At 71.9% G+C, this 24,113-nt stretch carries 22 protein-coding genes and 2 pseudogenes; 9 read left to right on the forward strand and 15 right to left on the reverse strand.

Translation table 11 applies throughout. From position 1 onward, the window contains the following. Window positions 1–22: 22 nt before the first annotated feature. From prcB to arc, 5 genes are all read right to left on the reverse strand, one after another. Complete coding sequence (prcB, locus tag C569_RS0103775; RefSeq protein WP_026267670.1) at window positions 23–862, reverse strand: proteasome subunit beta; 840 nt, start codon at window positions 860–862, stop codon at window positions 23–25. Beyond that, window positions 781–1,263 (reverse strand): endonuclease VII domain-containing protein, encoded by a 483-nt coding sequence (locus tag C569_RS32050; RefSeq protein WP_018784495.1) that lies wholly within the window; start codon window positions 1,261–1,263, stop codon window positions 781–783. Before C569_RS32050 ends, prcB begins: the two co-directional genes overlap by 82 nt. A 191-nt stretch (window positions 1,264–1,454) precedes the next feature. Continuing rightward, window positions 1,455–1,661: a ubiquitin-like protein Pup gene (locus C569_RS0103785; protein ID WP_013286106.1), complete on the reverse strand. Its 207-nt coding sequence runs from the start codon at window positions 1,659–1,661 to the stop codon at window positions 1,455–1,457. 107 nt (window positions 1,662–1,768) lie between these two features. Continuing rightward, window positions 1,769–3,286, reverse strand: a complete 1,518-nt coding sequence (dop, locus tag C569_RS0103790; protein ID WP_036344993.1) for a depupylase/deamidase Dop — start codon at window positions 3,284–3,286, stop codon at window positions 1,769–1,771. 167 nt (window positions 3,287–3,453) lie between these two features. Beyond that, window positions 3,454–5,235 (reverse strand): proteasome ATPase, encoded by a 1,782-nt coding sequence (gene arc, locus C569_RS0103800; RefSeq protein WP_018784497.1) that lies wholly within the window; start codon window positions 5,233–5,235, stop codon window positions 3,454–3,456. Window positions 5,236–5,412: 177 nt separating this feature from the next. Here arc and C569_RS0103805 point away from each other — a divergent pair, with 177 nt between their 5' ends. Continuing rightward, window positions 5,413–5,706 carry a ferredoxin gene (locus C569_RS0103805; protein ID WP_013286103.1) on the forward strand — a complete coding sequence of 98 codons (294 nt, stop codon included), beginning with the start codon at window positions 5,413–5,415 and terminating at the stop codon, window positions 5,704–5,706. A gap of 59 nt (window positions 5,707–5,765) precedes the next feature. Here C569_RS0103805 and C569_RS0103810 read toward each other — a convergent pair whose 3' ends face one another. From C569_RS0103810 to C569_RS0103825, 3 genes are all read right to left on the reverse strand, one after another. Further along, window positions 5,766–6,338, reverse strand: a complete 573-nt coding sequence (locus tag C569_RS0103810; RefSeq protein WP_013476950.1) for a hypothetical protein — start codon at window positions 6,336–6,338, stop codon at window positions 5,766–5,768. Between the two features lie 175 nt (window positions 6,339–6,513). Next, window positions 6,514–7,458: a tRNA (adenine-N1)-methyltransferase gene (locus tag C569_RS0103820; protein WP_018784499.1), complete on the reverse strand. Its 945-nt coding sequence runs from the start codon at window positions 7,456–7,458 to the stop codon at window positions 6,514–6,516. After that, the gene (locus C569_RS0103825) at window positions 7,455–8,597 is read right to left on the reverse strand and encodes a M50 family metallopeptidase (RefSeq protein WP_026267672.1); all 1,143 of its coding nucleotides are present in this window, start codon (window positions 8,595–8,597) and stop codon (window positions 7,455–7,457) included. Before C569_RS0103825 ends, C569_RS0103820 begins: the two co-directional genes overlap by 4 nt. Window positions 8,598–8,708: 111 nt before the next feature. Between C569_RS0103825 and C569_RS0103830 the strand changes: the two genes are divergently transcribed. From C569_RS0103830 to C569_RS0103850, 4 genes are all read left to right on the forward strand, one after another. Further along, window positions 8,709–9,626: a PD-(D/E)XK nuclease family protein gene (locus C569_RS0103830; protein ID WP_018784501.1), complete on the forward strand. Its 918-nt coding sequence runs from the start codon at window positions 8,709–8,711 to the stop codon at window positions 9,624–9,626. A 531-nt stretch (window positions 9,627–10,157) separates the two neighbouring features. Further along, window positions 10,158–10,841 carry a response regulator transcription factor gene (locus tag C569_RS0103840; protein WP_018784503.1) on the forward strand — a complete coding sequence of 228 codons (684 nt, stop codon included), beginning with the start codon at window positions 10,158–10,160 and terminating at the stop codon, window positions 10,839–10,841. A 259-nt stretch (window positions 10,842–11,100) separates the two neighbouring features. Then, window positions 11,101–11,865 carry an ABC transporter ATP-binding protein gene (locus C569_RS0103845; protein WP_018784504.1) on the forward strand — a complete coding sequence of 255 codons (765 nt, stop codon included), beginning with the start codon at window positions 11,101–11,103 and terminating at the stop codon, window positions 11,863–11,865. Next, a complete protein-coding gene (locus tag C569_RS0103850) occupies window positions 11,865–14,414 on the forward strand; it encodes an ABC transporter permease (RefSeq protein WP_018784505.1) in 2,550 nt (849 codons plus the stop codon). The genes C569_RS0103845 and C569_RS0103850 overlap by 1 nt, the downstream gene beginning before the upstream one ends. A 51-nt stretch (window positions 14,415–14,465) precedes the next feature. Here the strand turns inward: C569_RS0103850 and C569_RS0103855 are convergent, their stop codons facing one another. The 5 genes and pseudogenes from C569_RS0103855 to C569_RS32055 all read right to left on the reverse strand — a co-directional run. After that, window positions 14,466–15,104, reverse strand: a complete 639-nt coding sequence (locus tag C569_RS0103855) for an HAD family phosphatase (protein ID WP_018784506.1) — start codon at window positions 15,102–15,104, stop codon at window positions 14,466–14,468. Window positions 15,105–15,220: 116 nt separating this feature from the next. After that, window positions 15,221–15,961 carry a neutral zinc metallopeptidase gene (locus tag C569_RS0103860; protein WP_026267673.1) on the reverse strand — a complete coding sequence of 247 codons (741 nt, stop codon included), beginning with the start codon at window positions 15,959–15,961 and terminating at the stop codon, window positions 15,221–15,223. Window positions 15,962–16,174: 213 nt separating this feature from the next. After that, the gene (locus C569_RS0103865) at window positions 16,175–16,357 is read right to left on the reverse strand and encodes a hypothetical protein (RefSeq protein ID WP_018784508.1); all 183 of its coding nucleotides are present in this window, start codon (window positions 16,355–16,357) and stop codon (window positions 16,175–16,177) included. A 178-nt stretch (window positions 16,358–16,535) separates the two neighbouring features. Further along, a pseudogene (locus C569_RS29770) lies at window positions 16,536–16,962 on the reverse strand (cation transporter). Continuing rightward, a pseudogene (locus C569_RS32055) lies at window positions 16,908–17,045 on the reverse strand (winged helix-turn-helix domain-containing protein); the annotation flags it as partial. The pseudogenes C569_RS32055 and C569_RS29770, both read right to left, overlap by 55 nt. 100 nt (window positions 17,046–17,145) lie before the next feature. On the opposite strand from C569_RS32055, the gene C569_RS29775 reads away from it, so the two are divergent. Next, window positions 17,146–17,334 carry a hypothetical protein gene (locus C569_RS29775; protein ID WP_231394710.1) on the forward strand — a complete coding sequence of 63 codons (189 nt, stop codon included), beginning with the start codon at window positions 17,146–17,148 and terminating at the stop codon, window positions 17,332–17,334. Then, on the forward strand, window positions 17,331–17,666 hold the full coding sequence (locus C569_RS0103880; protein WP_018784511.1) for a YnfA family protein: 336 nt from the start codon (window positions 17,331–17,333) through the stop codon (window positions 17,664–17,666). The genes C569_RS29775 and C569_RS0103880 overlap by 4 nt, the downstream gene beginning before the upstream one ends. Here C569_RS0103880 and C569_RS0103885 read toward each other — a convergent pair. Then, complete coding sequence (locus C569_RS0103885; RefSeq protein WP_018784512.1) at window positions 17,641–17,928, reverse strand: hypothetical protein; 288 nt, start codon at window positions 17,926–17,928, stop codon at window positions 17,641–17,643. The two genes, C569_RS0103880 and C569_RS0103885, sit on opposite strands and share 26 nt — an antisense overlap. A gap of 131 nt (window positions 17,929–18,059) precedes the next feature. After that, entirely contained in the window at window positions 18,060–21,575 is a 3,516-nt protein-coding gene (gene metH / locus C569_RS0103890; RefSeq protein WP_155945487.1) for a methionine synthase, read from the reverse strand. A 241-nt stretch (window positions 21,576–21,816) separates the two neighbouring features. Between metH and C569_RS0103895 the strand changes: the two genes are divergently transcribed. Together C569_RS0103895 and C569_RS0103900 are read left to right on the forward strand one after the other, a co-directional pair. Next, on the forward strand, window positions 21,817–22,686 hold the full coding sequence (locus C569_RS0103895) for a PAC2 family protein (RefSeq protein WP_013286081.1): 870 nt from the start codon (window positions 21,817–21,819) through the stop codon (window positions 22,684–22,686). 113 nt (window positions 22,687–22,799) lie between these two features. Next, window positions 22,800–23,591: a GntR family transcriptional regulator gene (locus C569_RS0103900; RefSeq protein WP_018784514.1), complete on the forward strand. Its 792-nt coding sequence runs from the start codon at window positions 22,800–22,802 to the stop codon at window positions 23,589–23,591. Window positions 23,592–24,113 lie beyond the last annotated feature (522 nt).

The raw sequence follows: 24,113 nt of genomic DNA on the forward strand, positions 1-24,113 counted from the left end.
TCGGTGGACGGTGGGAGCGGCCTCAGCCGCCGGGGTTCTCCATCCGGCCGGACACCACGCTCTCCGCGATCGCCGCCGTCTCGGCGTCGGTGAGCCGGTGGGTGCCCTCGGCGGTGGCGGTCATCACGACCGGGTAGATCCGCCGGGTCAGGTCGGGACCGCCGGTGGCGGTGTCGTCGTCCGCCGCGTCGTACAGCGCCTCGACCGCGAGCCGCGTCGCCTCCTCGACCGGCAGGCCGGCCCGGAACCGCTTCTTCAGCGCGGACTTGGCGAACAGCGAACCGGAGCCGATGGCGTCGTAACCGGTCTCCTCGTACGGGCCGCCGGTCACGTCGAAGCTGAAGATGCGCCCGGCCCGTGCCGGGTCGCCCGCGGCCAGGTCGAACCCGGCGAACAACGGGATCACCGCCAGGCCCTGCATGGCCGCGCCCAGGTTGCCGCGGATCATCGACGCCAGCCGGTTGGCCTTGCCGTCGAGCGAGAGCATCGCGCCCTCGATCTTCTCGTAGTGCTCCAGCTCCACCTGGAACAGTCGCATCAGCTCGATGCCGATGCCCGCGGTGCCCGCGATGCCGACCAGCGAGTACGCGTCGGCCGGGTGCACCTTCTCGATGTCGCGCTGGGCGATCAGGTTGCCCATCGTGGCGCGCCGGTCGCCGGCCATGACCACGCCACCGGCGGCCGAGATGGCCACGATGGTGGTCGCGTGCGGGGCCATCTCGGCGGCCATGCCGGGCGGCAGCGGCCGACGGCCGGGCAGCATCTCGGGGGCCACCTTGCTCAGGAACGCTGTGAAGGAGGACGTCCCCGCGTTGGTGAACACATCTGGAAGACGCCCGGATGGATCAAAACCCGCTGCCACGTGGTTCCTCTCAGGTACGTGATCGCCCTGGCCAGGACGTCGGCGTTGTCCTTGAACTGGCCAAGACCACCGTTGCAGTTGAAGCAGAGTATCCCGCGCACCCATCCGGTGCGATGATCGTGGTCCAGATGTTCCGGATCAGGGCGCCGACAGATCGCGCAGACGCCGCCCTGCTCGGCCAGGAGTTCCTGGAACTCCTTCTCCCCGACCCCGTAGCGGCGACGCAGGTGGTACTCGCGATCGCCACCGTAGAGCCGCTGCTTGCTCTCGTTACCACGGGCGATGTGGCACGGCTTGCAGTAGCTGTGCCGGCCGCTGGCGTTGGTCGTTCGGGGGAAATCGTCGACAGGCTTGATCTGCTCGCAGTCGGGGCACCACTTGAGGCCGTCCGCTACCGGCACGGCAGCCCTTCGCTGCGGCGCGATGCCACGTTTCCGACGACTCGCCTCTGAGCGAGCAGCGGCACACGTCTTGCAGTAGAACGCCAGACCGTCTGGACGACGCCGATTACGGTGGAACGCCGACGCGGGAAGCGAGCGGCGACACTGGGGGCAAAGCTTGTCCGAAGCCTCCGGCAAATCGGACATAAGCCTCATTGACCCCCTTTCTGCACATATCCCCTCACAAATTCCTCTGCGTTCTCCTCCAGCACGGAGTCGATCTCGTCGAGCAGGTCGTCGACGTCCTCGGTGATCTCGGCGTGCCGCTCGGCCACCTCGGGGTTGGCCTCAGCGGTGACCTCCTCGACCTCCTCGCGGGACTTGCCGGACTGGGTCTGCCCACCCTCTTGCGTCGCCATGGTGGTGCCTCCTCCACGATCGCCTGCGATCAACTTACCTCGCGGGAGCGACGAAAGGCCCGTCGCGTGCCCGTTTCCGGCACCCGGCGGGCCTTCCGGCATCGGGGTCACCCGCCGGTGAGCGTCTCCAGCAGATCCTTGGCGCTCGCGCAGCGGTCGAACAGCTCGCCGACGTGCGCGCGGGTGCCCCGCTCGGGCTCCATCATCGGCACCCGGACCAGCGACTCCCGGCCCACGTCGAAGATGACCGAGTCCCAGCTCGCGGCGACCACCTCGGAGGCGTACCGGTCGAGGCAGCGGCCCCGGAAGTAGGCCCGGGTGTCCTCCGGCGGCTCGGTCATCGCGGTGCGGGTCTGCTCGTCGGTCAGCAGCGTCTTCATCGAGCCGCGCTGCACCAGACGATGGTAGAGGCCCTTCTCCGGCCGCACGTCGGAGTACTGCAGGTCGACCAGTTGCAGCTTGTGCGAGCCCCAGCTCAGCTTCTCCCGCTCCCGGTAGCCCTCCAGCAGCCGCAGCTTGGCCACCCAGTCCAGCTCGTCGGCGCACTCGAACGCGTCCCGGCCGAGCCGGTCCAGCACGCTCTCCCAGCGGCGCAGCACGTCCGCGGTCTGCGGGTCCACGTCCTGGCCGTGGCGGTCGTCCACGAAGGAGGCGACCCGCTCCAGGTACGCCCACTGCACGTCCAGCGCGGTGAGCTTGCGGCCGTCGCGCATCCGCATCAGGTGCTTGAGCGACGGGTCGTGGCTGACCGCGCGCAGCTCGGCCACCGGGTCGGCGATGCCGAGGTCCGCGCCGAGCGCCTTCTCCTCGATCATGGCGAGGATCAGCGAGGTGGTGCCGACCTTCAGGAACGTGGAGATCTCGGACAGGTTGGCATCGCCGATGATGACGTGCAGCCGGCGGTACTTGTCGGCGTCGGCGTGCGGCTCGTCCCGGGTGTTGATGATGGGCCGCTTGAGCGTCGTCTCCAGCCCCACCTCGACCTCGAAGAAGTCGGCCCGCTGGGAGATCTGGAAACCGCTCTGGCCGCCGTCCTGGCCGATGCCGACCCGCCCGGCGCCGCAGACGATCTGCCGGGTGACGAAGAAGGGCGTCAGGTACGCCACGATGTCGGCGAACGGCGTCTGCCGGCGCATCAGGTAGTTCTCGTGCGAGCCGTAGCTGGCACCCTTGTTGTCGGTGTTGTTCTTGTACAGGTGGATCGGGTGGGTGCCCGGGATGGTCGCGGCGCGCCGGGCCGCCTCGGCCATCACGCGCTCCCCCGCCTTGTCCCACCGCACCACGTCGAGGGGATTCGTCACCTCGGGCGTGGAGTACTCCGGGTGGGCGTGGTCGACGTAGAGGCGGGCGCCGTTGGTGAGTATGACGTTCGCCAGCCCGAGATCCTCGTCGGCGAGCGCCTCGGCCGGGTCGTACGCGGCGCCGGAGTAGGTGAACCCGCGGGCGTCGCGCAGTGGCGACTCCTCCTCGTAGTCCCAGCGGGCCCGGCCGCCCCGGTTGAGTTCCGGCCGCGCCCCGTAGGCGTTCACCACCTGGGAGGAGGTGACCATCGGGTTGGCTCCGGCCTGACCGGGCACGGAGATGCCGTACTCGACCTCGGTGCCCATGATCCTTCTGACGCTCATCGACCTACCCGCTCCGCTCGCCGTCGGGGTCCCCGTCACGTCGAGCGTAGTCGGCGTGACGCGCGCAGGGGGCGTGGCGGCGGCGCCGGGTCCGGTGTGGCGGCTTCCCCTGGTACGCGCGAAGGCCCGTGGCGAACCCGCCACGGGCCTTCGTCGAGTGGACCGGACTACAGGTACTGTCCGGTGTTGCTGGCGGTCTCGATGGACCGTCCGGCCTCGGCGCCCTTGCCGCCGGAGACGAGCGTGCGGATGTAGACGATCCGCTCGCCCTTCTTACCGGAGATGCGGGCCCAGTCGTCGGGGTTGGTGGTGTTGGGCAGGTCCTCGTTCTCGCGGAACTCGTCGACGCAGGCGTCGAGCAGGTGCTGCAGGCGCAGCCCCTTGCGTCCGGAGGTGAGGAACTCCTTGATGGCCATCTTCTTGCCCCGGTCGACGATGTTCTGGATCATCGCACCGGAGTTGAAGTCCTTGAAGTAGAGGACTTCCTTGTCGCCGTTGGCGTAGGTGACCTCGAGGAAGCGGTTCTCCTCGGTCTCGGAGTACATCCGCAGGACCACCGCGTCGATCATCGCCGCGACCGTCGCCTGGGCGTCGCCGCCGTGCTCGGCCAGGTCGTCGGCGTGCAGCGGCAGGCCGGCGAGGATGTACTTGGAGAAGATGTCCTTCGCCGCCTCGGCGTCCGGCCGCTCGATCTTGATCTTCACGTCGAGCCGGCCGGGGCGCAGGATCGCCGGGTCGATCATGTCTTCCCGGTTGGAGGCGCCGATGACGATGACGTTCTCCAGGCCCTCGACACCGTCGATCTCGCTGAGCAGCTGCGGGACGATGGTGTTCTCCACGTCGGAGGAGACGCCGGAGCCGCGGGTGCGGAACACCGAGTCCATCTCGTCGAAGAACACGATCACCGGAGTGCCCTCGCCGGCCTTCTCCCGCGCCCGCTGGAAGATCAGCCGGATGTGCCGCTCGGTCTCGCCGACGTACTTGTTGAGCAGCTCGGGGCCCTTGATGTTGAGGAAGAAGCTGGTGTGCCGCTCCTTGCCCTCCCGCTCGGCGATCTTCTTGGCCAGCGAGTTGGCCACCGCCTTGGCGATGAGCGTCTTGCCGCAGCCGGGCGGGCCGTAGAGCAGGATGCCCTTCGGCGGCCGGAGCTGATGCTCGCGGAACAGGTCGGAGTGCAGGAACGGCAGTTCCACCGCGTCGCGGATCTGCTCGATCTGCGCCTGGAGGCCACCGATGTCCTCGTAGTTGACGTCGGGCACCTCCTCCAGGACCAGCTCCTCGACCTCGCTCTTCGGGATCCGCTCGTACGCGTACGCCGAACGGGGCTCGATCATGAGCGAGTCGCCGGCCCGGATCGCGCTGCCGATCAGGGTCTCGGCGAGGTGCACGATGCGCTCCTCGTCGGAGTGCGAGACCACGAGCGCCCGGTCACCCGGAGCGCCCTCGGGGCCCGCCAGGATCTCCTTGAGCATCACCACCTCGCCGACCCGCTCGTAGCCGAACGCGTCGACGATGTTGAGCGCGTCGTTGAGCAGGACCTCCTGGCCACGGCGCAGCTCGTCGACCTCCAGCGAGGGCGAGACGGCCACCCGGAGCTTGCGCCCGCCGGTGAACACGTCCACCGTGCCGTCGTCGTGCTTGGCCAGGAAGACGCCATAGCCACTCGGCGGCTGGGCGAGCCGGTCGATCTCCTCCTTGAGCGTCACGATCTGCGCGCGGGCCTCCTTGAGGGTGCTCACGAGCCGTTCGTTGTTCTCGGTCAGCCGCGCCAACTGTGCCTGGGTGGCCGCCAGCCGCTCTTCGAGCTGCCGGACGTGTCGGGGGCTTTCGGTCAACTTGCGCCGCACCAGAGCGAGTTCCTCTTGCAGGAACGCGACCTGCGTGGAGAGATCGTGGGCTTCCTTTTCCCACCGTGCGGCGCGCGAGTCCGCGTCGTCGCTGCGTGCCACGTCCCACCTCCCCGGGGGGCTTGAACGTTCTGACCTAACACTAGCCGCTATGAGCCCGATTCGGTCCACAGCAACGCGCTCGTCACCGAAGCTTGATCGCGAAGGGCTGGTCGCGGGGCGGGTACCGGCGTTCGGGTACCGTCGGAGCGTGGGACGGGAGAACATGGGGGGTGCTTCGTGACCGACGTCGCGACCGACCAGTTGCAGGTCTGGGTGGACCAGGATCTCTGCACCGGTGACGGGCTCTGCGTGCAGTACGCGCCGGAGGTCTTCGAGTTCGACGTCGACGGCCTGGCGTACGTCAAGGGCCCCGACGGCGAGCTGCGGCAGGCCCCGGGCGCCCGGGTGGACGTGCCGGAGCACCTGCGCCTCGAGGTGATCGACTCGGCGAAGGAGTGCCCGGGCGAGTGCATCCACGTCGTCCGCGGCAGCGACGGCGTCGAGGTGGCCGGCCCGGAGGCCGAGGACTGAGGCGGAGACGGACACGACGGGCCGGGGACGTGTGGTCCCCGGCCCGTCGTGCGTCCGCCTCAGAGCAGGGGCCGGCCGACGACCGAGGCGACCAGCCGGGCGAACTCCTCCAGCCGGGCGATCTGCCCCGCGCCGCCGTCGTCCAGCGTCTTGCCGAAGCGCAGCGCGTCGTGCCGGGGCGCGCCGATCGCCTCGTCGCTGGGCGGCGCCTCGTCGAGTGAGCTGAGCAGCAGGTACACGTCGATGCTGTCGACCCGTACGGTGCCGTTGTCGGCGCGCATGAGCCGCCGCCGGCAGCCGACCTCGGTGACCGTGGACAGCGGCACCACCCGCAGCGACGAGGTCATCGCGCCGGGCGGCCCCTCCCCCGGCGGCACGTCCTCGCCGTGCCAGAGCACCAGCCGGCTGCCGTCGCAGACGACGACCTCCTGCCACACCCCGTTCACCTCGTTGACGAAGCGCTCCAGCGTGAAGCCGAGCACCGACGCGCCCCGCAGCACTCCGTCGAGCGCCTCCAGCGCGATGTCCGGGTCGCGCAGGTACGCCCGGGCGGCCGACTCCAGGTCGGTGTAGGGCGACCAGTCCGGGAAGACGGCGGGCAGGTCGCCGTTGCCGTAGCCGGGGTTGCTCACGCCGCCTCCCGCCCGGCCGCGCCGCCGTGCTGCCACCGGTCCCGGTCACCGGCACGGGCGCGCCGCCCGACACGCGCCCCGATCCGCTCGCTCATGCCACCGTCTCCACCCGCTCAGGTGTCGTCCCCACCGGCACACATGATCCGCCCGTGCGCGCACGGGCGCGCGGCGGGGGTCAGGGCTGCTCCGGCTCCTCCGCCGCGCGGGCCGCGGCGGCGGCGCGCAGGGCGTCGCGGCGCTGCGCGTACGCCTCGGCGCCCTTGCTGGGCTTGCGGCGGCGCGGCGGCGCGGTGACCCCGGGGGCGAGCTTGCGCGCGGAGACCAGGAACGCGGTGTGGGCGATCATCCGGTGGTCCGGGCGGACCGCGAGCCCTTCGGCGTGCCAGTCCCGCACCAGCGACTCCCAGGCGCGCGGCTCGGTCCAGCCGCCGCGCTCGCGCAGCGCCTCGACCAACTCGGACAGCTGCGGGGTGGTGGCCACGTAGCCGATCAGCACGCCGCCGGGCACGAGCGCCCGCTCGACCATGTCGAGCATCTCCCACGGGGTGAGCATGTCGAGGATGATCCGGTCGAAACCGGTCTCGGCGCAGCCGGCGACGTCGCCGACGTGCAGCCGCCAGGCCGGATGCGGCCCGTTGAAGAACGCCTCGACGTTGCGGCGGGCGATCTGGGCGAAGTCGTCACGCACCTCGAACGAGTGCAGCTCACCCTCGGTGCCGACGGCCCGCAGCAGCGAGCAGGACAGCGCGCCGGATCCGGCGCCGGCCTCCAGCACCTTGGCGCCGGGGAAGATGTCACCCATGGCGACGATCTGCGCCGAGTCCTTCGGGTAGATCACCTGAGCACCGCGCGGCATGGACAACACGTAGTCCGACAGCAGCGGCCGCAGCGCCAGGAACGCGGTGCCGCCGCCGGCGGTGGTGACCACGCTGCCGTCGGGCAGGCCGATCAGGGTGTCGTGCTTGAGGATCCCGCGGTGGGTGTGGAACTCCTTGCCGGGCTCCAGCGTCACGGTGTGCATCCGGCCCTTCGGGTCGGTCAGCTGGACCCGGTCGCCCGGCCGGAACGGCCCGCGGTGGACCGGGGGCAACGCCGGGACGGTGGAGATCTCTGCGGTCACGTGTTCGTCTTCCGTTCGGGTTCCAGGAGCTGGGCGAGATCCGCGATGTGCAGCACGCCGACCACATCTTCGCCTGACGTCACGACGTACTGCGCGCCCGGGTGGGTGCGCACGGTCTCCAGCACCCGCTCGCCGTCCGCCCCGACCGGCAGGGCCGGCACGGCGGACAGGTCGCGGGCCACCTCGTCCACCGCGACCCACGGCCACCGTTGCCGCGATACGGCGGCGATGCGCGCCGGGTCGACCAGGGCGACCGTGCGGCCGGCCGAGTCGACCACGCCGAGCGCCGCCTCGGGGGCGCCCGCCTCGTCGCGGCGGCGCTGGGCCTCGGCCAGCGGCGTGCCGGCGGGCACCGGCAGTACCGCGCGGGCCAGCCGGGCCAGGTCGACCAGGTGCAGCCGGCGGCCGATGCGCGCCATCCGGATCGACTGGCCGGCGCCGCGCCACAGCGTCAGCGCGACGAGCAGCAGCAGTGGCAGGGCCAGCGGGGCCAGCGCCCGGCGCATGGTGAGCACCACGACCAGCACCAGCGTGCCCAGCGCGACCACCCGCCCCACCCAGCCGGCCACCTCGGTGCCGCGGTGCCGGTCGCGGGTGAGCGCCCACACCGCGGCGCGCAGCGCCCGGCCGCCGTCCAGCGGCAGGCCGGGCAGGCTGTTGAAGATCGCCACCACCACGTTGCTGACCGCGAGCTGGAAGGCGAGCTGGTGGCCGAGCGTGCCGGCGGGCAGGGCGAGGGTGGCGGCGACCGCGCCGACGCCGAGCACCGCCGAGACGGCCGGGCCGGCCAGGGAGATCAGCAGCTCGACCCGGGGACTGGGGGCGTCCCGGTCCATCTCGGTGTAGCCGCCGAGCAGTTCCAGCGTGATCCCCCGCACACCGATGCCGTAGCGGCGGGCGGTCAGCGCGTGACCCAGCTCGTGCAGCAGCACGGAGCCGAGCAGCGAGATCACGAAGCCGAGGCCGACCAGGTAGCCGCCGAGCGGGCCGAGGTCGAGCTGGCGGCGGGCCAGCGCCGCGTACAGCACCGTGACCACGACGGTGAGCAGCAGCATCGAGGCGTCGACGCGCAGCGGCACCCCGAGGATCCGGCCGAGGCTGAGCCCCGGCCGGCGGGGTCCTCGGCTCCGCTGCTGCACCGGCCCGATGCTACGTGAGCGCGGGGAGTGAGCCGCCGCGGTCGCTCGGTCCCGATCATGCTTGGTGCGGCGACGCCGGCCCTGTCACACGCGTGCCCTAACCTTCCGGTCATGACGGCGGAACCGACGATCGACAGTCACGGCGACCAGACGGCGGCGCCGGCGCCGGTCACCGTGCGGGCCTCGTTGTCGCCGTCGCGGGCGGCCGACTTCAAGACCTGCCCGCTGCTCTACCGGTTCCGCAGCATCGACCGGCTGCCCGAGCGGCCGACCGTCGAACAGGCCCGGGGCACGCTCGTGCACGCCGTGTTGGAGCGGCTGTTCGACCTGCCGGCCGCCGCGCGCACCCCGGAGTCGGCGGGTGACCTGGTCGCCCCGCAGTGGGACCGGCTGGTCACCGAGGAGCCGGAGCTGTCCATGCTGTTCGCCGACGGCGACGTCGTCGGGCCGCAGGAGTTCCTCCGGTCGGCGACGGCGCTGCTGGACGGCTACTTCGCGGTGGAGGACCCGCGCCGGCTGGAGCCGGCCGAGCGTGAGGCGCTGATCTCCGCGGTGGTGGACGACGAGTTGCTCATCCGGGGCTATCTCGACCGGCTCGACGTCGCGCCGGACGGCGCTCTGCGGGTGGTCGACTACAAGACCGGCGGGGCGCCGCGGGAGGCGTTCGAGGCGCGGGCGCTGTTCCAGCTCAAGTTCTACGCCCTGGTGCTGTGGCGCACCCGGGGCGTGGTGCCGCGCGTGCTGCGCCTGCTCTACCTCAAGGACGCCGAGGTCTGCGACTACGCGCCGGAGGCCGACGAGCTGGTGCGGTTCGAGCGCACCGTGGTGGCGCTGTGGCGGGCGATCGAGCAGGCCACCGCCCGGCAGGACTTCCGTCCCCGGCCGAGCCGGCTGTGCGACTGGTGCAACCACCAGGCGCTGTGCCCGAGCTACGGCGGGACGCCGCCGCCGTTCCCGACCTCCGCCGCCGCACCCGACCCGCTGGTGGACGCCCGCTCCCGCCCGGTCGCACCCGGCGCTGACGAGTAACCTCCGCTCCCGCCGCAGAGTACCGGGGCTGATGACCTCCGCTCCCGCCGCAGGGACGCCCGGGCTGATCACCCCCGCTCCCGACGCAGGGTCCCCGCGCTGACGCCGGGCCGGACCGCCCCGGCCCGGCGGGCGATCCCGCGCAGGGCCGGCCCGCAATCCCGCGCGGCCCGGCGCGGAGCGCACCCGATCCCGATGTGTACCCGGCGGGAGTGGACCGACGACACCGAGACGGCCCGCCCGGCGGTGGCCGGAAGGGCCGGTCGCCCTGGGCCGCCGGCCCTTCCGGTCGGTGTTGGCCGGGCACGCGAGCCACCTCGGGGCGAGCCCGGCACACAGACCGCCCACGACCTCGCGCGTGCCGGGCACGCGGAGCCCGGCCAACCGGCGGGATCGGGGCGGCCTGATCGGCGACCGCGCGGACGGCGCCTCTACGGTGGTTACCGCCCGGTTCGCGCCGGATGGATCGCGGGCGCGTGCCGGCGCCGACGGGTCCCGGCCGGACCGCCGCCCGGACGACGAGGGGGACGCATGACCGAGGGCGCCGTCTCCCGGCCGGTGCGGATTCTGCTCGCCGACGACCAGCCGCTGCTGCGTACCGGATTCCGGATGGTGCTCGGCGCGGAGGACGACCTCGACGTGGTGGGCGAGGCCGGCGACGGCGTGGAGGCGGTGGAGCTGGCCCGGCGGCTGCTGCCCGACGTGGTGCTGATGGACATCCGGATGCCGCGCCTGGACGGGATGGCCGCCACCCGCGCGATCGTGTCGGCCCGGCTGCCGGTACGCGTGCTCGTGCTCACCACGTTCGCGCAGGACGACCACGTCGTCGGGGCGTTGCGGGCCGGGGCGAGCGGCTTCCTGACCAAGGACGTGCCGGCCGAGGATCTCGTCGCCGCGATCCGTGCGGTGGCCGCCGGGGGCGCGGTGATCTCACCGGGCGTCCTGCGCCGGCTGCTGGACCGCTTCGCCCAGGTGCTGCCGGACCCGGCCGCCACGCCGGCGCGGGCGCTGGAGCCGCTGACCGACCGGGAGCGGGAAGTGCTCACCCACATGGCGCGCGGACTGTCGAACACGGAGATCGCCCGGGTGCTGTCGGTCAGCGAGACCACCGTGAAAACCCATGTCGGTCATGTACTGACGAAGCTACGGTTGCGCGACCGGGTCCAGGCGGTCGTGCTCGCGTACGAGACGGGTCTGGTCCGTCCCGGCGGATAGCTGGCGCGCGTCGCCTACCGTGACCAGCGGCGGGGCTGGCGTGTTGACCATCACGTGGGGTCAGGCCCTAGCGTCGGTGTCGCCCGCCGGTCAGGGGTCACCCTGAGCCCGGATGGGGGTCGACCCTCACCGGAAGTTCGGCGCGGATTCCACCCCAGGTCGGAGGGCATCCGGGCTCCCGGCCCCGAGGATGGATTGCGCCGCACCGACCAGCGGGGGCGGTACGGCATGAGAACGACATACGGAAGAGGTAGATGACGTGACCGCGACGGTGGGCCGAGTGCAGGCCGCGGCCCGGGCGAACGACGTGTGGAAGGTGTACGGCAGCGGCGAGGCACAGGTCGTCGCGCTACGGGGGGTGAGCGCCGAGTTCGAACGCGGCCGGTTCACCGCGATCATGGGGCCGTCCGGCTCGGGCAAGTCCACGCTGATGCACTGCCTCGCCGGGCTGGACACGGTGACCAAGGGCACGGTCATGATCGGCGACACGACGGTGACCGGGCTCAACGACTCCGGTCTGACGAAGCTGCGCCGCGACAAGGTGGGCTTCATCTTCCAGCAGTTCAACCTGCTGCCCACGCTCACCGCGCAGGAGAACATCCTGCTGCCGCTGTCGATCGCCGGGCGCAGGCCCGACCCGGCCTGGTACGACACGGTGATCGACACGGTCGGCCTGCGGGAGCGGCTCGGGCACCGCCCGGCGCAGCTCTCCGGCGGCCAGCAGCAGCGCGTGGCGTGCGCCCGGGCGCTCGTCGCCCGTCCCGAGGTGATCTTCGCCGACGAGCCGACCGGCAACCTGGACTCCCGCTCCGGCGCCGAGGTGCTCAAGTTCCTGCGCAACTCGGTACGCGAGCACGGCCAGACCATCGTGATGGTCACGCACGACCCGACCGCCGCCGGGTACGCCGACCGGGTGGTCTTCCTCGCCGACGGGCAGATCGTCTCCGAGCTGATCGAGCCGACCGCCGAGACGGTGCTGGACACGATGAAGAAGCTGGACGCCCCGGTCGAGGTGGGCAACTGATGCTGCGGGCAACGCTCAAGAGCCTGCTGGCGCGCAAGCTGCGCCTGCTGCTGTCCGGCCTGGCGGTGGTGCTCGGCGTCATGTTCGTCTCCGGTGCGTTCGTGCTCACCGACACGCTCGGGCGGTCCTTCGACGCGGTCTTCGCCGACGCGTACTCCGAGGTCGACGTCAGTGTCGAGGCGAAGCCGAAGATCGACGTATCCACGACCGAGGGCATGCCGGTGAGCACGCCGATGCCGGCGTCGGTACTCGACCGGGTCAAGGCGGTGCCGGGGGTGGCCGAAGCCGAGGGCGTGGTGGCCGCCGAGGGCGCCCGCATGATCGGCAGCAACGGCAAGGTCGTCACCTCGTTCGGCCCGCCGCAGCTGGGCCAGAACTGGCTCGGCGAGGGCGACCTGCTGGAGCTGCGCGAGGGGCGCGGCCCGCAGGCCGACGACGAGATCGTAATCAACGCCGCGCTGGCCGAGGCCGGCAAGGTCAAGGTCGGCGACCGGGTCGGCGTGCTGACGCTCGCGCCGAAGAAAGAGTTCACGATCGTCGGCGTGTTCGGCTACAGCGGCGGCCGGGACTCGATCGGCGGCGCCAACGAGGTCTACTTCACCACGCCGGTAGCGCAGCAGCTGATGCTGGGCGAGCCGGACGTGTTCAGCAGCGTCAGCGTCCAGGCCGCCGGTGGCACCACACCGGAGTCGCTGCGCGACGAGGTGGCCCGCACGCTGGGCGCCGACTACCAGGTCAAGACCGGCGAGCAGCTCGCCGCCGACGCCTCGGCCGGCCTCAAGGAGGGACTGTCGTTCTTCAACAAGATCCTCCTCGGGTTCGCCGCGGTGGCGCTGCTGGTCGGCACGTTCCTGATCCTCAACACGTTCTCGATCATCGTGGCCCAACGCACCCGTGAGCTGGCGCTGATGCGGGCGATCGGGGCCAGCGGCAAGCAGGTCATCGGCTCGGTGGTGCTGGAGGCGCTCGCGGTCGGCCTGATCGCCTCGGTGCTGGGGCTCGCCGCCGGCATCGGCGTGGGCGCGCTGCTGGCGTACCTGTTCGGTCAGCTCGCCGGAGGTCTGAGCCTGGCCGGGCTGGGTGTGCCGCCCTCGGCGGTGATCGGCGCGTTCGCGGTAGGCATGCTGATCACGGTGGTCGCCGCGCTGCTGCCTGCGGTGCGCGCCTCGCGCATCCCGCCGATCGCCGCGATGCAGGACGTCGCCACGCCGGACCGGCCGCTGACCAAGGTCACCGTCGGCGGCGCGGTGGTCACCGGCATCGGCGCGGTGCTGCTGTTCCTGGGCCTCGGCGGGCACGCGGGTGACAGCACCCTGGCGACCATCCTGGGCGGCGTCCTGTTCGCGTTCATCGGTGTGGCGCTACTGACGCCGATCATCAGCCGGCCGGTGGTGGCGCTGCTCGGCGCGGTGTTCTCCTGGTCGGTGCCGGGCAAGCTGGGCCGGCTCAACTCGGGCCGCAACCCGCGCCGCACCGCGATCACCGCCGCCGCGCTGATGGTGGGCATCGCCCTGGTCACCGGCGTGACGGTGATCCTGGACTCGGCCAAGGGCAGCCTCGGCAAGCTGGCGGAGGACACCATCAAGGCGGAGCTGGTGATCTCCGGCGCGTCGTCCGGGCCACGTCCGGCGAGCTTCGACCCGGCCGTGCTGGAGAAGGCCGCCGCGATCCCGGGCGTGCGGATGGTCAGCGGCGAGTACGGCGACCTGGCGGTGGTCGGCGGCGAGCGGACCTGGGTGTCCGCGTCGAGCAACGTGGCGGCGCTGCAGCAGATCTTCGGGGCGAAGGCCGCCGCCGGTGACATCAGCCGGCTGGCGCCGGACCAGATGCTGGTCAGCGCGGACACCGCGCAGGCCCGCAACCTCACCGTCGGTTCGACGGTGCCGGTGCAGCTGTCCCGCGGCGAGGCCCGCACCTACACGGTCAGCGGCATCTACGAAAGTTCGCAGCTGACGAACTCGGTGACGCTTCCGCCGCAGGCCACTGCGGACTTCAGCATCCCGCAGCCGATCCAGGGCTTCCTCCAGCTCGCCCCCGGCACGTCGGTCGACGCGATCCAGCCGCAGGTCGAGCGGCTGCTGGCGGACAGCCCCGAGGTGTCGGTGGCCGACCGGGCCGCGTTCATCGAGCAGCAGACCGGCCAGCTGGACTCCCTGCTCCAGATGATCCAGATCCTGCTGGCGCTGGCCATCGTGATCGCGGTGCTGGGCATCATCAACACGCTCGCGCTGTCGGTGCTGGAACGGACCCGCGAGCTGGGCCTGCTGCGGGCGATCGGCCTGCGCCGCGCCCAGACCATGCGCATGATCACGGTCGAGGCGGTGGTGATCTCGATCTTCGGCGCGCTGCTCGGTGTGGTGGTCGGCACCGGGCTCGGCGCGGCGGTCGTCGAGGCGCTCAAGGACGAGGGCATCACCGACCTGGTCCTGCCCTGGGGTCAGATGGTGACGTTCCTGATCCTGGCCGCGATCATCGGCGTGGTCGCCGCGGTGCTGCCGGCGATCCGCGCCGCGCGGATCAACGTCCTGGGTGCCATCGCCCACGACTGACGTGAAGGAAGGGCCCCTTCTTAACGCCTCGTGCATAGGAAGGGGCCCTTCTTAACGGTTGAGCAGGGCTGCGAGCAGCTCCAGGTCCGCCCCGAGCAGGCTCTCCACCTGGTGTACGCCGTCGGCGGGCGCCAGCGGCACCTCGGCCGGTACGGCCAGCACCGCCGCCCCGGCGGCCAGCGCGCTCGCCACACCGGTCGGTGAGTCCTCGATCGCCACGCACCGCTGCACCGGCACGCCCAGCAGACGCGCGGCGGTCAGGTACGGCTCCGGGTGCGGCTTGGCCGCGCCCACCTCGTCGCCGCAGACCACCACGTCGAAGCTGTCCCGGCCCAGCGTGTCCAGCGCCACCTCGACCAGGGGCCGGCCGCTGGAGGTGACGAGTGCGGTGGGGATGCCGGCCACGCGTACCGCCCGCAGCAGCGCCAGCGCGCCCGGACGCCACCGCAGCCCGGTGCGGAACAGGTCCAGGATCCGGGCGCTGATCCAGTCGGCGCTCTCCTGCACGTCCCGCTCCGGTTGGCCCAGGTCGTCGTGCACGATCCGCATCGCGTCGGCCATCCCGGTGCCGACGATCGCGCGGCGGGCGTCCTCGGACAGGACACCGCCGTACACGGCGGCCAGTTCCTGCAACGCGACGTCCCACAGTTTCTCGCTGTCGACCAGGGTGCCGTCCATGTCGAAGAGCACGGCGGCGGGGTGCTTGCTGCTCAGCGGGGGCCTCCTTCGGTACGCGTACCCCGCCGATCCTGCCAGCCGCGCCCGGTGCGCCGGTCACCGTCCCCGATCTCCGGTGACCCGCGGCATCAGCCGAGGCCGCAGGCGCCGAGCGACTTCTCGTACCCCCGGAAGAACGAGTCGCTGCGCTGCTCGGCGGTGCCGTGCGAGCCCTCGGCGAACCACGGCTGGTCGGGGTCGTCGCCGACCGCCAGCAGCCCTTCCCGGAACTCCTCCAGGTCGCCGTCCTCCAGTTCCAGCACCCCGGACCGCACGCTGTCCCCGAGGTACGCCCCGGCCATGCAGTCGGCCTGCAACTCCTGCTGGATGGTGAAGTCGTAGCGGCCGCCCAGCCGCACCTGCACACCGTGGGCGTACTCGTGGCCGAGCAGGTAGAACAGGAACGCGTCGCCGATCTGCCGGAACGCCGCCACCGACCAGTTCACGTCGTAGGCGATGAAGTCGCCGGCCGAGCAGTACACCGCGTTGTTGCGCGGCAGCCCCTGCCCGGCACAGGTCACCTCGCCCTCGCGGCTGTAGGGCACCACCCGCCGGATCGGGGTGAACCGCTGACCGGAGGCGCGGAACTGCTGTGCCCAGTACTGTTCGGCCAGCCGGACCGCGTCCTGGATGTCCCGCTGGAACTCGGCCACGCTCGTGGTGCCGTCGGCCCGGGTGGTCTGCGACTCCGGCTGCCCGCTCCGCGGCGGTGCGGGCCGCTGCGGCTCGCCCTGGTCGACGCCGCCGGCCATGCAGCCGGCCGCCACCAGCGCGGCCACCACCAGCCTGGCGATCGGCCCGCGCCCCCGACGTCCCGCCCTGTCCCCCACCATGACCTCCCGGCTGTCGCACCCGTGTCCCGCAGCAGCAGTACCCCCGGCAGGCGCCGGTGACGCTCACCGGCTCTCACGTACCGCAGCCGGGAAACGTTCACCGGCGGTGGGGACGGTGACCAGCAGCAGCGGAAGCCGGCAGGTCGCGGCGCCACCCTCAGCGGTGGTGCGCGCCGCGTTCCGGCGGTGCGGGAAGGAGGCCGGGCGCGATCAGTCCAGGCCGCGCATGATGTGCGGCTCACCGTCGTCGTCGCCGAAGCAGCGGTGCAGCACCTGGGCGCGCGCCCACAGGTCCAGGCTGCTCGGCGGTCCGACCGGCCCGGCGCCGGCGCGCGTGGTGGTCAGCACGGGTGCCGGTTCCAGCGGGACCTGCGACGTCACCTCGTCGGTCATGTCCGCCCCTTTCGTCGTTCCCATGCTCGCCTGCGGGCGTTTCCGCCACGTCAACGGAACGGCTCGGGCGTGGACGCGGCGCGGCTGACCCGCGCCGGGCCGCACTCCGGTGACGGTAGCCCGCCGGGCCGTCGAGCACAGCCGTATTCCCGACGTCGCCGCAGGTCGCGGCCGGTGATCACGCCCGCGCGCCGCGCCCGTCGCCCGGACCACAGGTGACGCAGCAGGTGTCGCCGCGCCAGGCGTCGCGGCCCTCGCGGACCGCGACGACGGCGATCACCAGGGCCGCGACCGGGTCGGCCCAGGACCATCCGAGCAGGCCGTTGAGGGCCAGCCCGACGAGCAGGACCACCGAGAGGTACGTGCACAGCAGCGTCTGTTTCGAGTCGGCCACCGCCGATCGGGAGCCCAGTTCACGGCCCGTACGGCGTTGGGCGGCCGACAGCACCGGCACCACAACCGATCAGTGCGGTCGATGGGGCGGCGGTGCCGGCGCTGATCGCCACCACCGCCTCGATCACGTTGTAGGTGATCGTCGCGGTGACCAGCAGGCCGGTTCGTACCGGGTGCGGCGCCCCTCCGGTACGGCCACGACCAGGCCGCAACCGCGCAGACAGGCGAGGTGGTTGGACAGGTTCTGCCGGCTGGTGCCGAGCGCCTCGGCGAACTCGGCCGGGTAGCCGGGCCCGACGACTCCTGGGTGCCCGACGCCTGCACGCTGCCCACCGCCGAGCGGCCGGCGGTCGCCCGGCGGCGGGCATCGGCTCTACCCGGCCGAGACGGTCACCCTGCTGCGGGTGGTGAAGGCCGCGCAACGTCTCGGCTTCACCCTCGCCGAGGTCGCGGACCTCACCGCCGTCCGCGACACGCTGCGAGAGGCGATCTCGGCCGGCTGCGACGACCTGATCACCTGCGCCGGCAACTCCCGCTGCCCTTCGCCGATCCGGAGCACGGCCCGGCTACGGTCTGACGCATGACTGTCGTCCGGTCCATCCTGCTGTTCCTGCTCGCCGCGCTCGCCGAGATCGGCGGCGCCTGGTTGGTGTGGCAGGGCTGGCGGGAGAACCGCGGGCTGCTCTGGATCGCCGCCGGGGTGATCGCGCTCGGCGCCTACGGATTCGTAGCCACGTTCCAGCCGGACCCGAACTTCGGCCGCATCCTCGCCGCCTACGGCGGCGTGTTCGTCGCCGGGTCGCTCGCCTGGGGCATGGTGGTCGACAAGTTCCGGCCCGACCGCTACGACCTCGCCGGCGCGGCCATCTGCCTGGTCGGCGTCGCCGTCATCATGTACGCCCCGCGCACGAGCTGACGGCGCGGTGCTGAGTTCGCGCGCCCGTGCCCGTCACACATTCTTCCCTGGTCCAGCCGAGGAAGCGGCGGTGCAGCACGCCGGCCGGCGTCCAGGGCATGTCCTCCGTGGCCTGGACGAGGTAGGCACCGAGGTGGAGGGCCAGCGACACCGGCGCGTCCGGGTACTCCCCGCGCAGCTCCCGCTTGCGGGTCGGGCTCGGCCATGGCATGTCGCAGCCGCCGCAGGTCCTGACCGGCATGACCGGGCCGTGGGTGGTCACCGCACACCCTTCAGAAACCGTGCGGTGGTCGCCCGCGCCTGCCGCAGGCCGCGCCCGCATAACCTCTCACACGCGGCCCGCCACACGCCTGATGGCTCGCTATAGAGTCACAGCTCAGGGCAAGTGGCGCGTCACTTGGCGTTGAAGTAGTTCGCCTCCGGGTGGTGCACCACGATCGCATCGGTCGCCTGCTCCGGCACCAGCTGGAACTCCTCCGACAACTGCACCCCGATCCGCTCGGCGCCCAGCAGCTCCACGATCTTCGCCCGGTCCTCCAGGTCCGGGCAGGCCGGGTAGCCGAACGCGTACCGGCAGCCCCGGTAGTCGGTGCGCAGCAGGCCGGCCAGGTCGGCCGGGTCGTCGTCGGCCACGGTGCCGCCGCCGGGCAGCACCAGCTCGGCCCGGATCCGCCGGTGCCAGTACTCGGCGAGGGCCTCGGTGAGCTGCACGGACAGGCCGTGCACCTCCAGGTAGTCGCGGTACTCGTTGCCGGCGAACATCTTCGCCGTGTACTCGCTGATCGGCTGCCCGACGGTGACCAGCTGCAACGCCACCACGTCGAGCTGGTCACCCCGGGGCCGGAAGAAGTCCGCCAGGCACAGCCGCCGCTCCTGGCGCTGCCGGGGGAAGGAGAACCGGGCCCGCTCGCTGTGCCCGTTCTCGTCCAGCACCACCAGGTCGTTGCCCTCGGAGTACGCCGGGAAGTAGCCGTACACCACGGCCGCCTCCAGCACCTGGTCGGAGATCAGTCGGTCCAGCCAGTACCGCAGCCGGGGCCGGCCCTCGGTCTCGACCAGTTCCTCGTACGACGGTCCCTTGCCGCCGCGGGCGCCGCGCAGCCCCCACTGGCCCAGGAACGTGGCCCGCTCGTCCAGCAGCGCCGCGTAGTCGGCCAACGGCACGCCCTTCACCACCCGGGTGCCGAAGAACGGCGGCCTCGGCACCGCCACGTCGGCCGCCACGTCGGAGCGGACCGACGCGTCGTCCAGTTCGGGCAGCGCCTCGCGGACCTGCGCCCGCTGCCGCTCGCGGCGCTCCCGGCGGGCCACCAGCGCGGCCTCCCGCTCCGGGTCGACCACCGGCGCGCCGCCGCGCTTGGCCGCCATCACCCGGTCCATCAGGGACAGCCCTTCGAACGCGTCGCGGGCGTAGTGCACCTGGCCCGGGTAGATCGACCGCAGGTCGTCCTCCACGTACGCGCGGGTCAGCGCCGCGCCGCCGAGCAGCACCGGCCAGCGCTCGGCCACGCCCCGGGAGGCCATCTCGGCCAGGTTCTCCTTCATGATCACGGTGCTCTTGACCAGCAGGCCGGACATGCCGATCGCGTCGGCCCGGTGCTCCTCGGCGGCGTCGAGGATCGCGTTGATCGGCTGCTTGATGCCGATGTTCACCACGTCGTAGCCGTTGTTGGACAGGATGATGTCGACCAGGTTCTTGCCGATGTCATGCACGTCGCCCTTCACCGTGGCGAGCACGATCCGGCCCTTGCCGTCGTCATCTGTCTTCTCCATGTGCGGCTCCAGGTAGGCCACCGCGGTCTTCATCACCTCGGCGGACTGGAGCACGAACGGCAACTGCATCTGCCCGGAGCCGAACAGCTCCCCGACCACCTTCATGCCGTCCAGCAGCAGGTCGTTGATGATGGACAGCGGCGTACGCCCCTGCGCCATCGCGGTGTCCAGGTCGGCCTCCAGGCCGTTGCGCTCCCCGTCGATGATCCGCCGCTTGAGCCGCTCGTCCAGCGGCAGCGCGGCCAGTTCCTCGGCACGCGTGGCCCGCGCCGACGCCGCGTCCACGCCCTCGAATGCCTCGATGAACCGCTGCACCGGGTCGTAGCCCTCGCGGCGGCGGTCGTACACCAGGTCGAGTGCCACCTCGCGCTGCTCGTCCGGGATCCGCGACATCGGCAGGATCTTGCTGGCGTGCACGATCGCCGAGGTCAGCCCGGCCTGGGCGCACTCGTGCAGGAACACCGAGTTGAGCACCTGCCGGGCCGCCGGGTTGAGCCCGAACGACACGTTGGAGATGCCGGCGGTGAAGTTGACGCCCGGGTAGCGCGCGGCGATCTCCCGGATCGCCTCGATCGTCTCGATGCCGTCGCGGCGGGTCTCCTCCTGCCCGGTGGCGATCGGGAACGTCAGCGCGTCGATGAGGATGTCCTCCCGGCGCATCCCCCACCGGCCGGTGAGGTCGTCGATCAGCCGGCAGGCCACCCGTACCTTCCACTCCCGGGTGCGGGCCTGGCCCTCCTCGTCGATGAGCAGCGCCACGACCGCGGCGCCGTGCTCCTTGACCACCGGCATGATCCGCGCGTAGCGGGACTCGGGGCCGTCGCCGTCCTCGAAGTTCACCGAGTTGACCACGCACCGGCCGCCGAGCATCTCCAGCCCGGCCTCGATCACGGCCGGCTCGGTGGAGTCCAGCACGATCGGCAGCGTCGAGGCGGTGGCGAAGCGGCCGGCCAGCTCACGCATGTCCTGCGTGCCGTCGCGGCCGACGTAGTCGACGCAGAGGTCCAGCAGGTGCGAGCCGTCCCGGGCCTGACTACGCGCGACCTCCACGCAGGCCTGCCAGTCCCCGGCGAGCATCGACTCACGGAACGCCTTCGAGCCGTTGGCGTTCGTCCGCTCCCCCACCATCAGGATGCTGGCGTCCTGGGCGAACGGCACGTGGTGGTAGATCGACGCGACCCCGGCGTCCGGCTTCGGCTCCCGCGCCACCGGCGCCCGTCCGCCGAGCCGCTCCACCAGCACCCGGATGTGCTCCGGGGTGGTGCCGCAGCAGCCGCCGATCAGGGCCACGCCGTAGTCGGTGACGAACTGCTCCAGCGCGTCGGCCATCTCGTCCGGGCCGAGCGGGAAGTACGCCCCGTCGGCGGTCAGCACGGGCAGGCCGGCGTTCGGCATCACCGAGATCGGGAGGCGGGAGTGCCGCGCCAGGTAGCGCAGGTGCTCGCCCATCTCCGCCGGGCCGGTGGAGCAGTTCAGCCCGATCAGGTCGACGCCGAGCGGCTCGATCGCGGTCAGCGCGGCGCCGATCTCGCTGCCGAGCAGCATGGTGCCGGTGGTTTCCACCGACACCTGGCAGATGATCGGCACGTCCCGGCCGGCCTCGGCGCGGGCCCGCTTCGACCCGACCACCGCCGCCTTCACCTGGAGCAGGTCCTGACAGGTCTCGATGATCAGCGCGTCCGCGCCGCCGGCGATCAGGCCGGCGGCGTTCTCCTGGTACGCGTCGCGCAGCGAGGCGTAGCTCGCGTGGCCGAGCGTGGGCAGCTTGGTGCCCGGACCCATCGAGCCGAGCACGAACCGGGGATGCTCCTCCGTCGCGTACGCGTCGGCTGCCTCCCGCGCGATCCGCGCGCCCGCCTCGGACAGCTCCCGGATGCGGCCGGGGATGCCGTACTCGGCGAGGTTGGGCAGGTTGGCGCCGAACGTGTTGGTCTCCACGCAGTCCGCGCCCGCGGCCAGGTAGGCGTCGTGCACGCCGCGGACCACGTCCGGCCGGGTCACGTTGAGGATCTCGTTGCAGCCTTCGAGGCCGTCGAAGTCGTCGAGGGTGAGGTCGGCGGCCTGGAGCATCGTCCCCATCGCGCCGTCCGCGATCAGGATCCGACCGGCCAGCAGGTCACGCAACGAGGTAGGCACATGCTCCAGGGTAGTGCGCCCGAGTACGGCAGAGTCACCCGAACCGGGCCTTCCCACATACTGCCCACCGGCCCGGTGTACACCTTTGCGCCGGTTCGCCGGGGTGGTCCGGCCCGGCGACCGGCGCGGCCGACGGGCCGGGTCCGGCGGCGGCACGTAGGCTGACGGACGTGAAGGACAACAGGGGTGCGACAGTGCGACCGGGCGGCGCCGCGCCCGACGAGCAGGGTGAGGTGACGGCGTGACCGAGTTCGACGGGCTGCCGGTACTGCGCTCGCCGGTCGCCATCGCGGCCTTCGAGGGCTGGAACGACGCCGCCGACGCCTCCACCGCCGCCGTGGAACACCTGGAGCAGGTCTGGCAGGCCCGGGAGGTGACCGAGCTGGACCCGGAGGACTTCTACGACTTCCAGGTGAGCCGCCCGACGATCACCATGGCCGACGGGGAGACGCGGCGCGTCGAGTGGCCCACCACACGGTTCATGGTGGCCAGCCCGGAGGGCACCGAGCGCGACGTGGTGCTGATCCGCGGCATCGAGCCGAGCATGCGCTGGCGGACGTTCTGCGAGCAGGTGCTGGAGATCTGCCACAGCCTGGAGGTCGAACGGGTGGTGCTGCTCGGCGCGTTGCTGGCCGACGTGCCGTACACCCGGCCGCTGCCGATCAGTGGCAGCGCGTCGGACGCCGACGCGGCGAAGCGCTACCAGCTCACCCCCACCCGGTACGACGGGCCGACGGGCATCGTCGGCGTGCTGCACGACGCCTGCACCCGGGCCGAGGTCGACGCGGTGTCGTTCTGGGTGCACGTGCCGCACTACGCCAACAACCCGCCCTGCCCGAAGGCGACCCTCGCCCTGCTGCACCGGGTCGAGGAGGTGCTCGACCTGCCGGTGCCGATGGCCGACCTGGCCGAGGAGGCAGCCGAGTGGGAGCAGCGGGTGCGCAGCGCCGCCGAACAGGACGCCGAACTCGGCGAGTACGTGCGTGAGCTGGAGGAACGGGTCGGCGACGCCGGCATCACCCCGTTGACCGGGGACGAGATCGCCCAGGAGTTCGAGAAGTACCTGCGCCGTCGCGGCGGTTCCGCCGGGCCGACCGCTGGTTCCTGGTAGCTCTCCGCGTCGAGGCCGGGCTCCCTCGTGGGGCCCGGCTTTTTCGTGTCCGGGGTGGCGCCGGCACATCCTCTGGGGCATCCTAGGAACCTAGCTGTTCCGAGGAGGCGGGCATGCAGATCAACCCGGGCGCGGCCGAGTTCCCGCACCGGCAGATCGCCGCGCAGCTCAAGGCCCAGGTGCGCCGCGGCGACTGGGGTCCGGGCGAGCGGCTGCCGTCCATCCCGGCCATCGCCGAGATGTTCGGCGTCGCCAAGCAGACCGTGCAGCGCGCCGTCGACCAGCTGCGGGTCGAGGGCATCCTGATCACCAAGCCCGGCTCCGGTACGTACGTCCGGGGCACCCGGCGTCGCCTCAACCGCCTGTCCCGGGGCCGGTACGGCGGCTTCCGCGGCTACCACACCGACCTGGCGGCCCGGTACCGGCAGCAGATCGTCTCCGTCGGCCGCTCCCCCGCCCCGGCCGAGGTGGCCGACGCGTTCGGCGTCGCCGACGGCACCGAACTGCTCTGCCGGCGGCATCTGGTACGCACCGACGACTCCCCGGTCGAGGTCGGCGCATCCTGGTTCCTGCCTGCCGACACCGCCGGCACCTCACTGGAGCGCGCCGAGGCGTTCGGCCGGCCGCTCTACCAGGAGGCGGAGGAGGTCACCGGACGGCGGTACGTGACCGCCACCGACACGATCAGCGCGCGCCAGCCCAGCCGGGAGGAGGCGGAGATCCTCCAGATCCGCCCGGACACCCCGGTGCTGCACCTGCTGCACGTCGCCTACGACGAGCGGCACAAGCCGATCGAGGTCGCCCAGGCCACCTGGCCCGGCCCGATGACCACGCTGACCGAGGAGTACAAGATCCCCGCTCCCGCCCCCGACCAGGACCCCGACCCCGGCCTGGTCCTGGGCTGATCCGACGATCTTGCGCTTTCCGCCCCGGCGGAGGGGACATTCCCGACGACTTCGGGCTCCAAGTGCAAGATCGTCGAGGGCGCCGAGGGCGGGCACGCCCGGGTGGCACACCACGGGTGTCAAACCGCCCTCGACGCACCCATCCCGTTCCACCCACGCCACAGCGGCCCTGGGCGGGCGCGATCTTGCGATTGCGGCCCGGACGAAAGAGGCAAAAGCGCCGGAACGCGGGCCGCAAGTGCAAGTCACCCGGTCTCTTCGGGACGCCGCGCAGGCGTGAAAATGGTGGGTAGGTCGCCCGCCGACGCCGATCGATCTTGGTCCGTTTGAGGCCGTGTGCAAGTCTGGCGCCGGGGCCACGGACCTCACGGGTCACGCATTGTTGCTTCGAGCACGCCGGTCAGATTTTCGGTTTCCGACCGAGGCCCCCGGGCGGCCTGCCTCCTGGTCGATCACGGGTGCACGGAAGGGAACGAGGGATGGGTGGCAGGCGGGTCGAGGAGATCCCGGACGCCGACAGTG

It is taken from the genome of Micromonospora sp. CNB394 (genome assembly GCF_000374985.1).
Lineage (GTDB): Bacteria > Actinomycetota > Actinomycetes > Mycobacteriales > Micromonosporaceae > Micromonospora > Micromonospora marina.

Coding starts and splice junctions, on each gene's coding strand:
- dop (WP_036344993.1), bottom strand. CDS start 3,286: ATGAGCGTCAGAAGGATCATGGGCACCGAGGTCGAGTACGGCATCTCC.
- C569_RS0103840 (WP_018784503.1), top strand. CDS start 10,158: ATGACCGAGGGCGCCGTCTCCCGGCCGGTGCGGATTCTGCTCGCCGAC.
- C569_RS0103850 (WP_018784505.1), top strand. CDS start 11,865: ATGCTGCGGGCAACGCTCAAGAGCCTGCTGGCGCGCAAGCTGCGCCTG.
- C569_RS0103900 (WP_018784514.1), top strand. CDS start 22,800: ATGCAGATCAACCCGGGCGCGGCCGAGTTCCCGCACCGGCAGATCGCC.
- C569_RS0103865 (WP_018784508.1), bottom strand. CDS start 16,357: ATGACCGACGAGGTGACGTCGCAGGTCCCGCTGGAACCGGCACCCGTG.
- C569_RS0103785 (WP_013286106.1), bottom strand. CDS start 1,661: ATGGCGACGCAAGAGGGTGGGCAGACCCAGTCCGGCAAGTCCCGCGAG.
- C569_RS0103880 (WP_018784511.1), top strand. CDS start 17,331: ATGACTGTCGTCCGGTCCATCCTGCTGTTCCTGCTCGCCGCGCTCGCC.
- C569_RS0103830 (WP_018784501.1), top strand. CDS start 8,709: ATGACGGCGGAACCGACGATCGACAGTCACGGCGACCAGACGGCGGCG.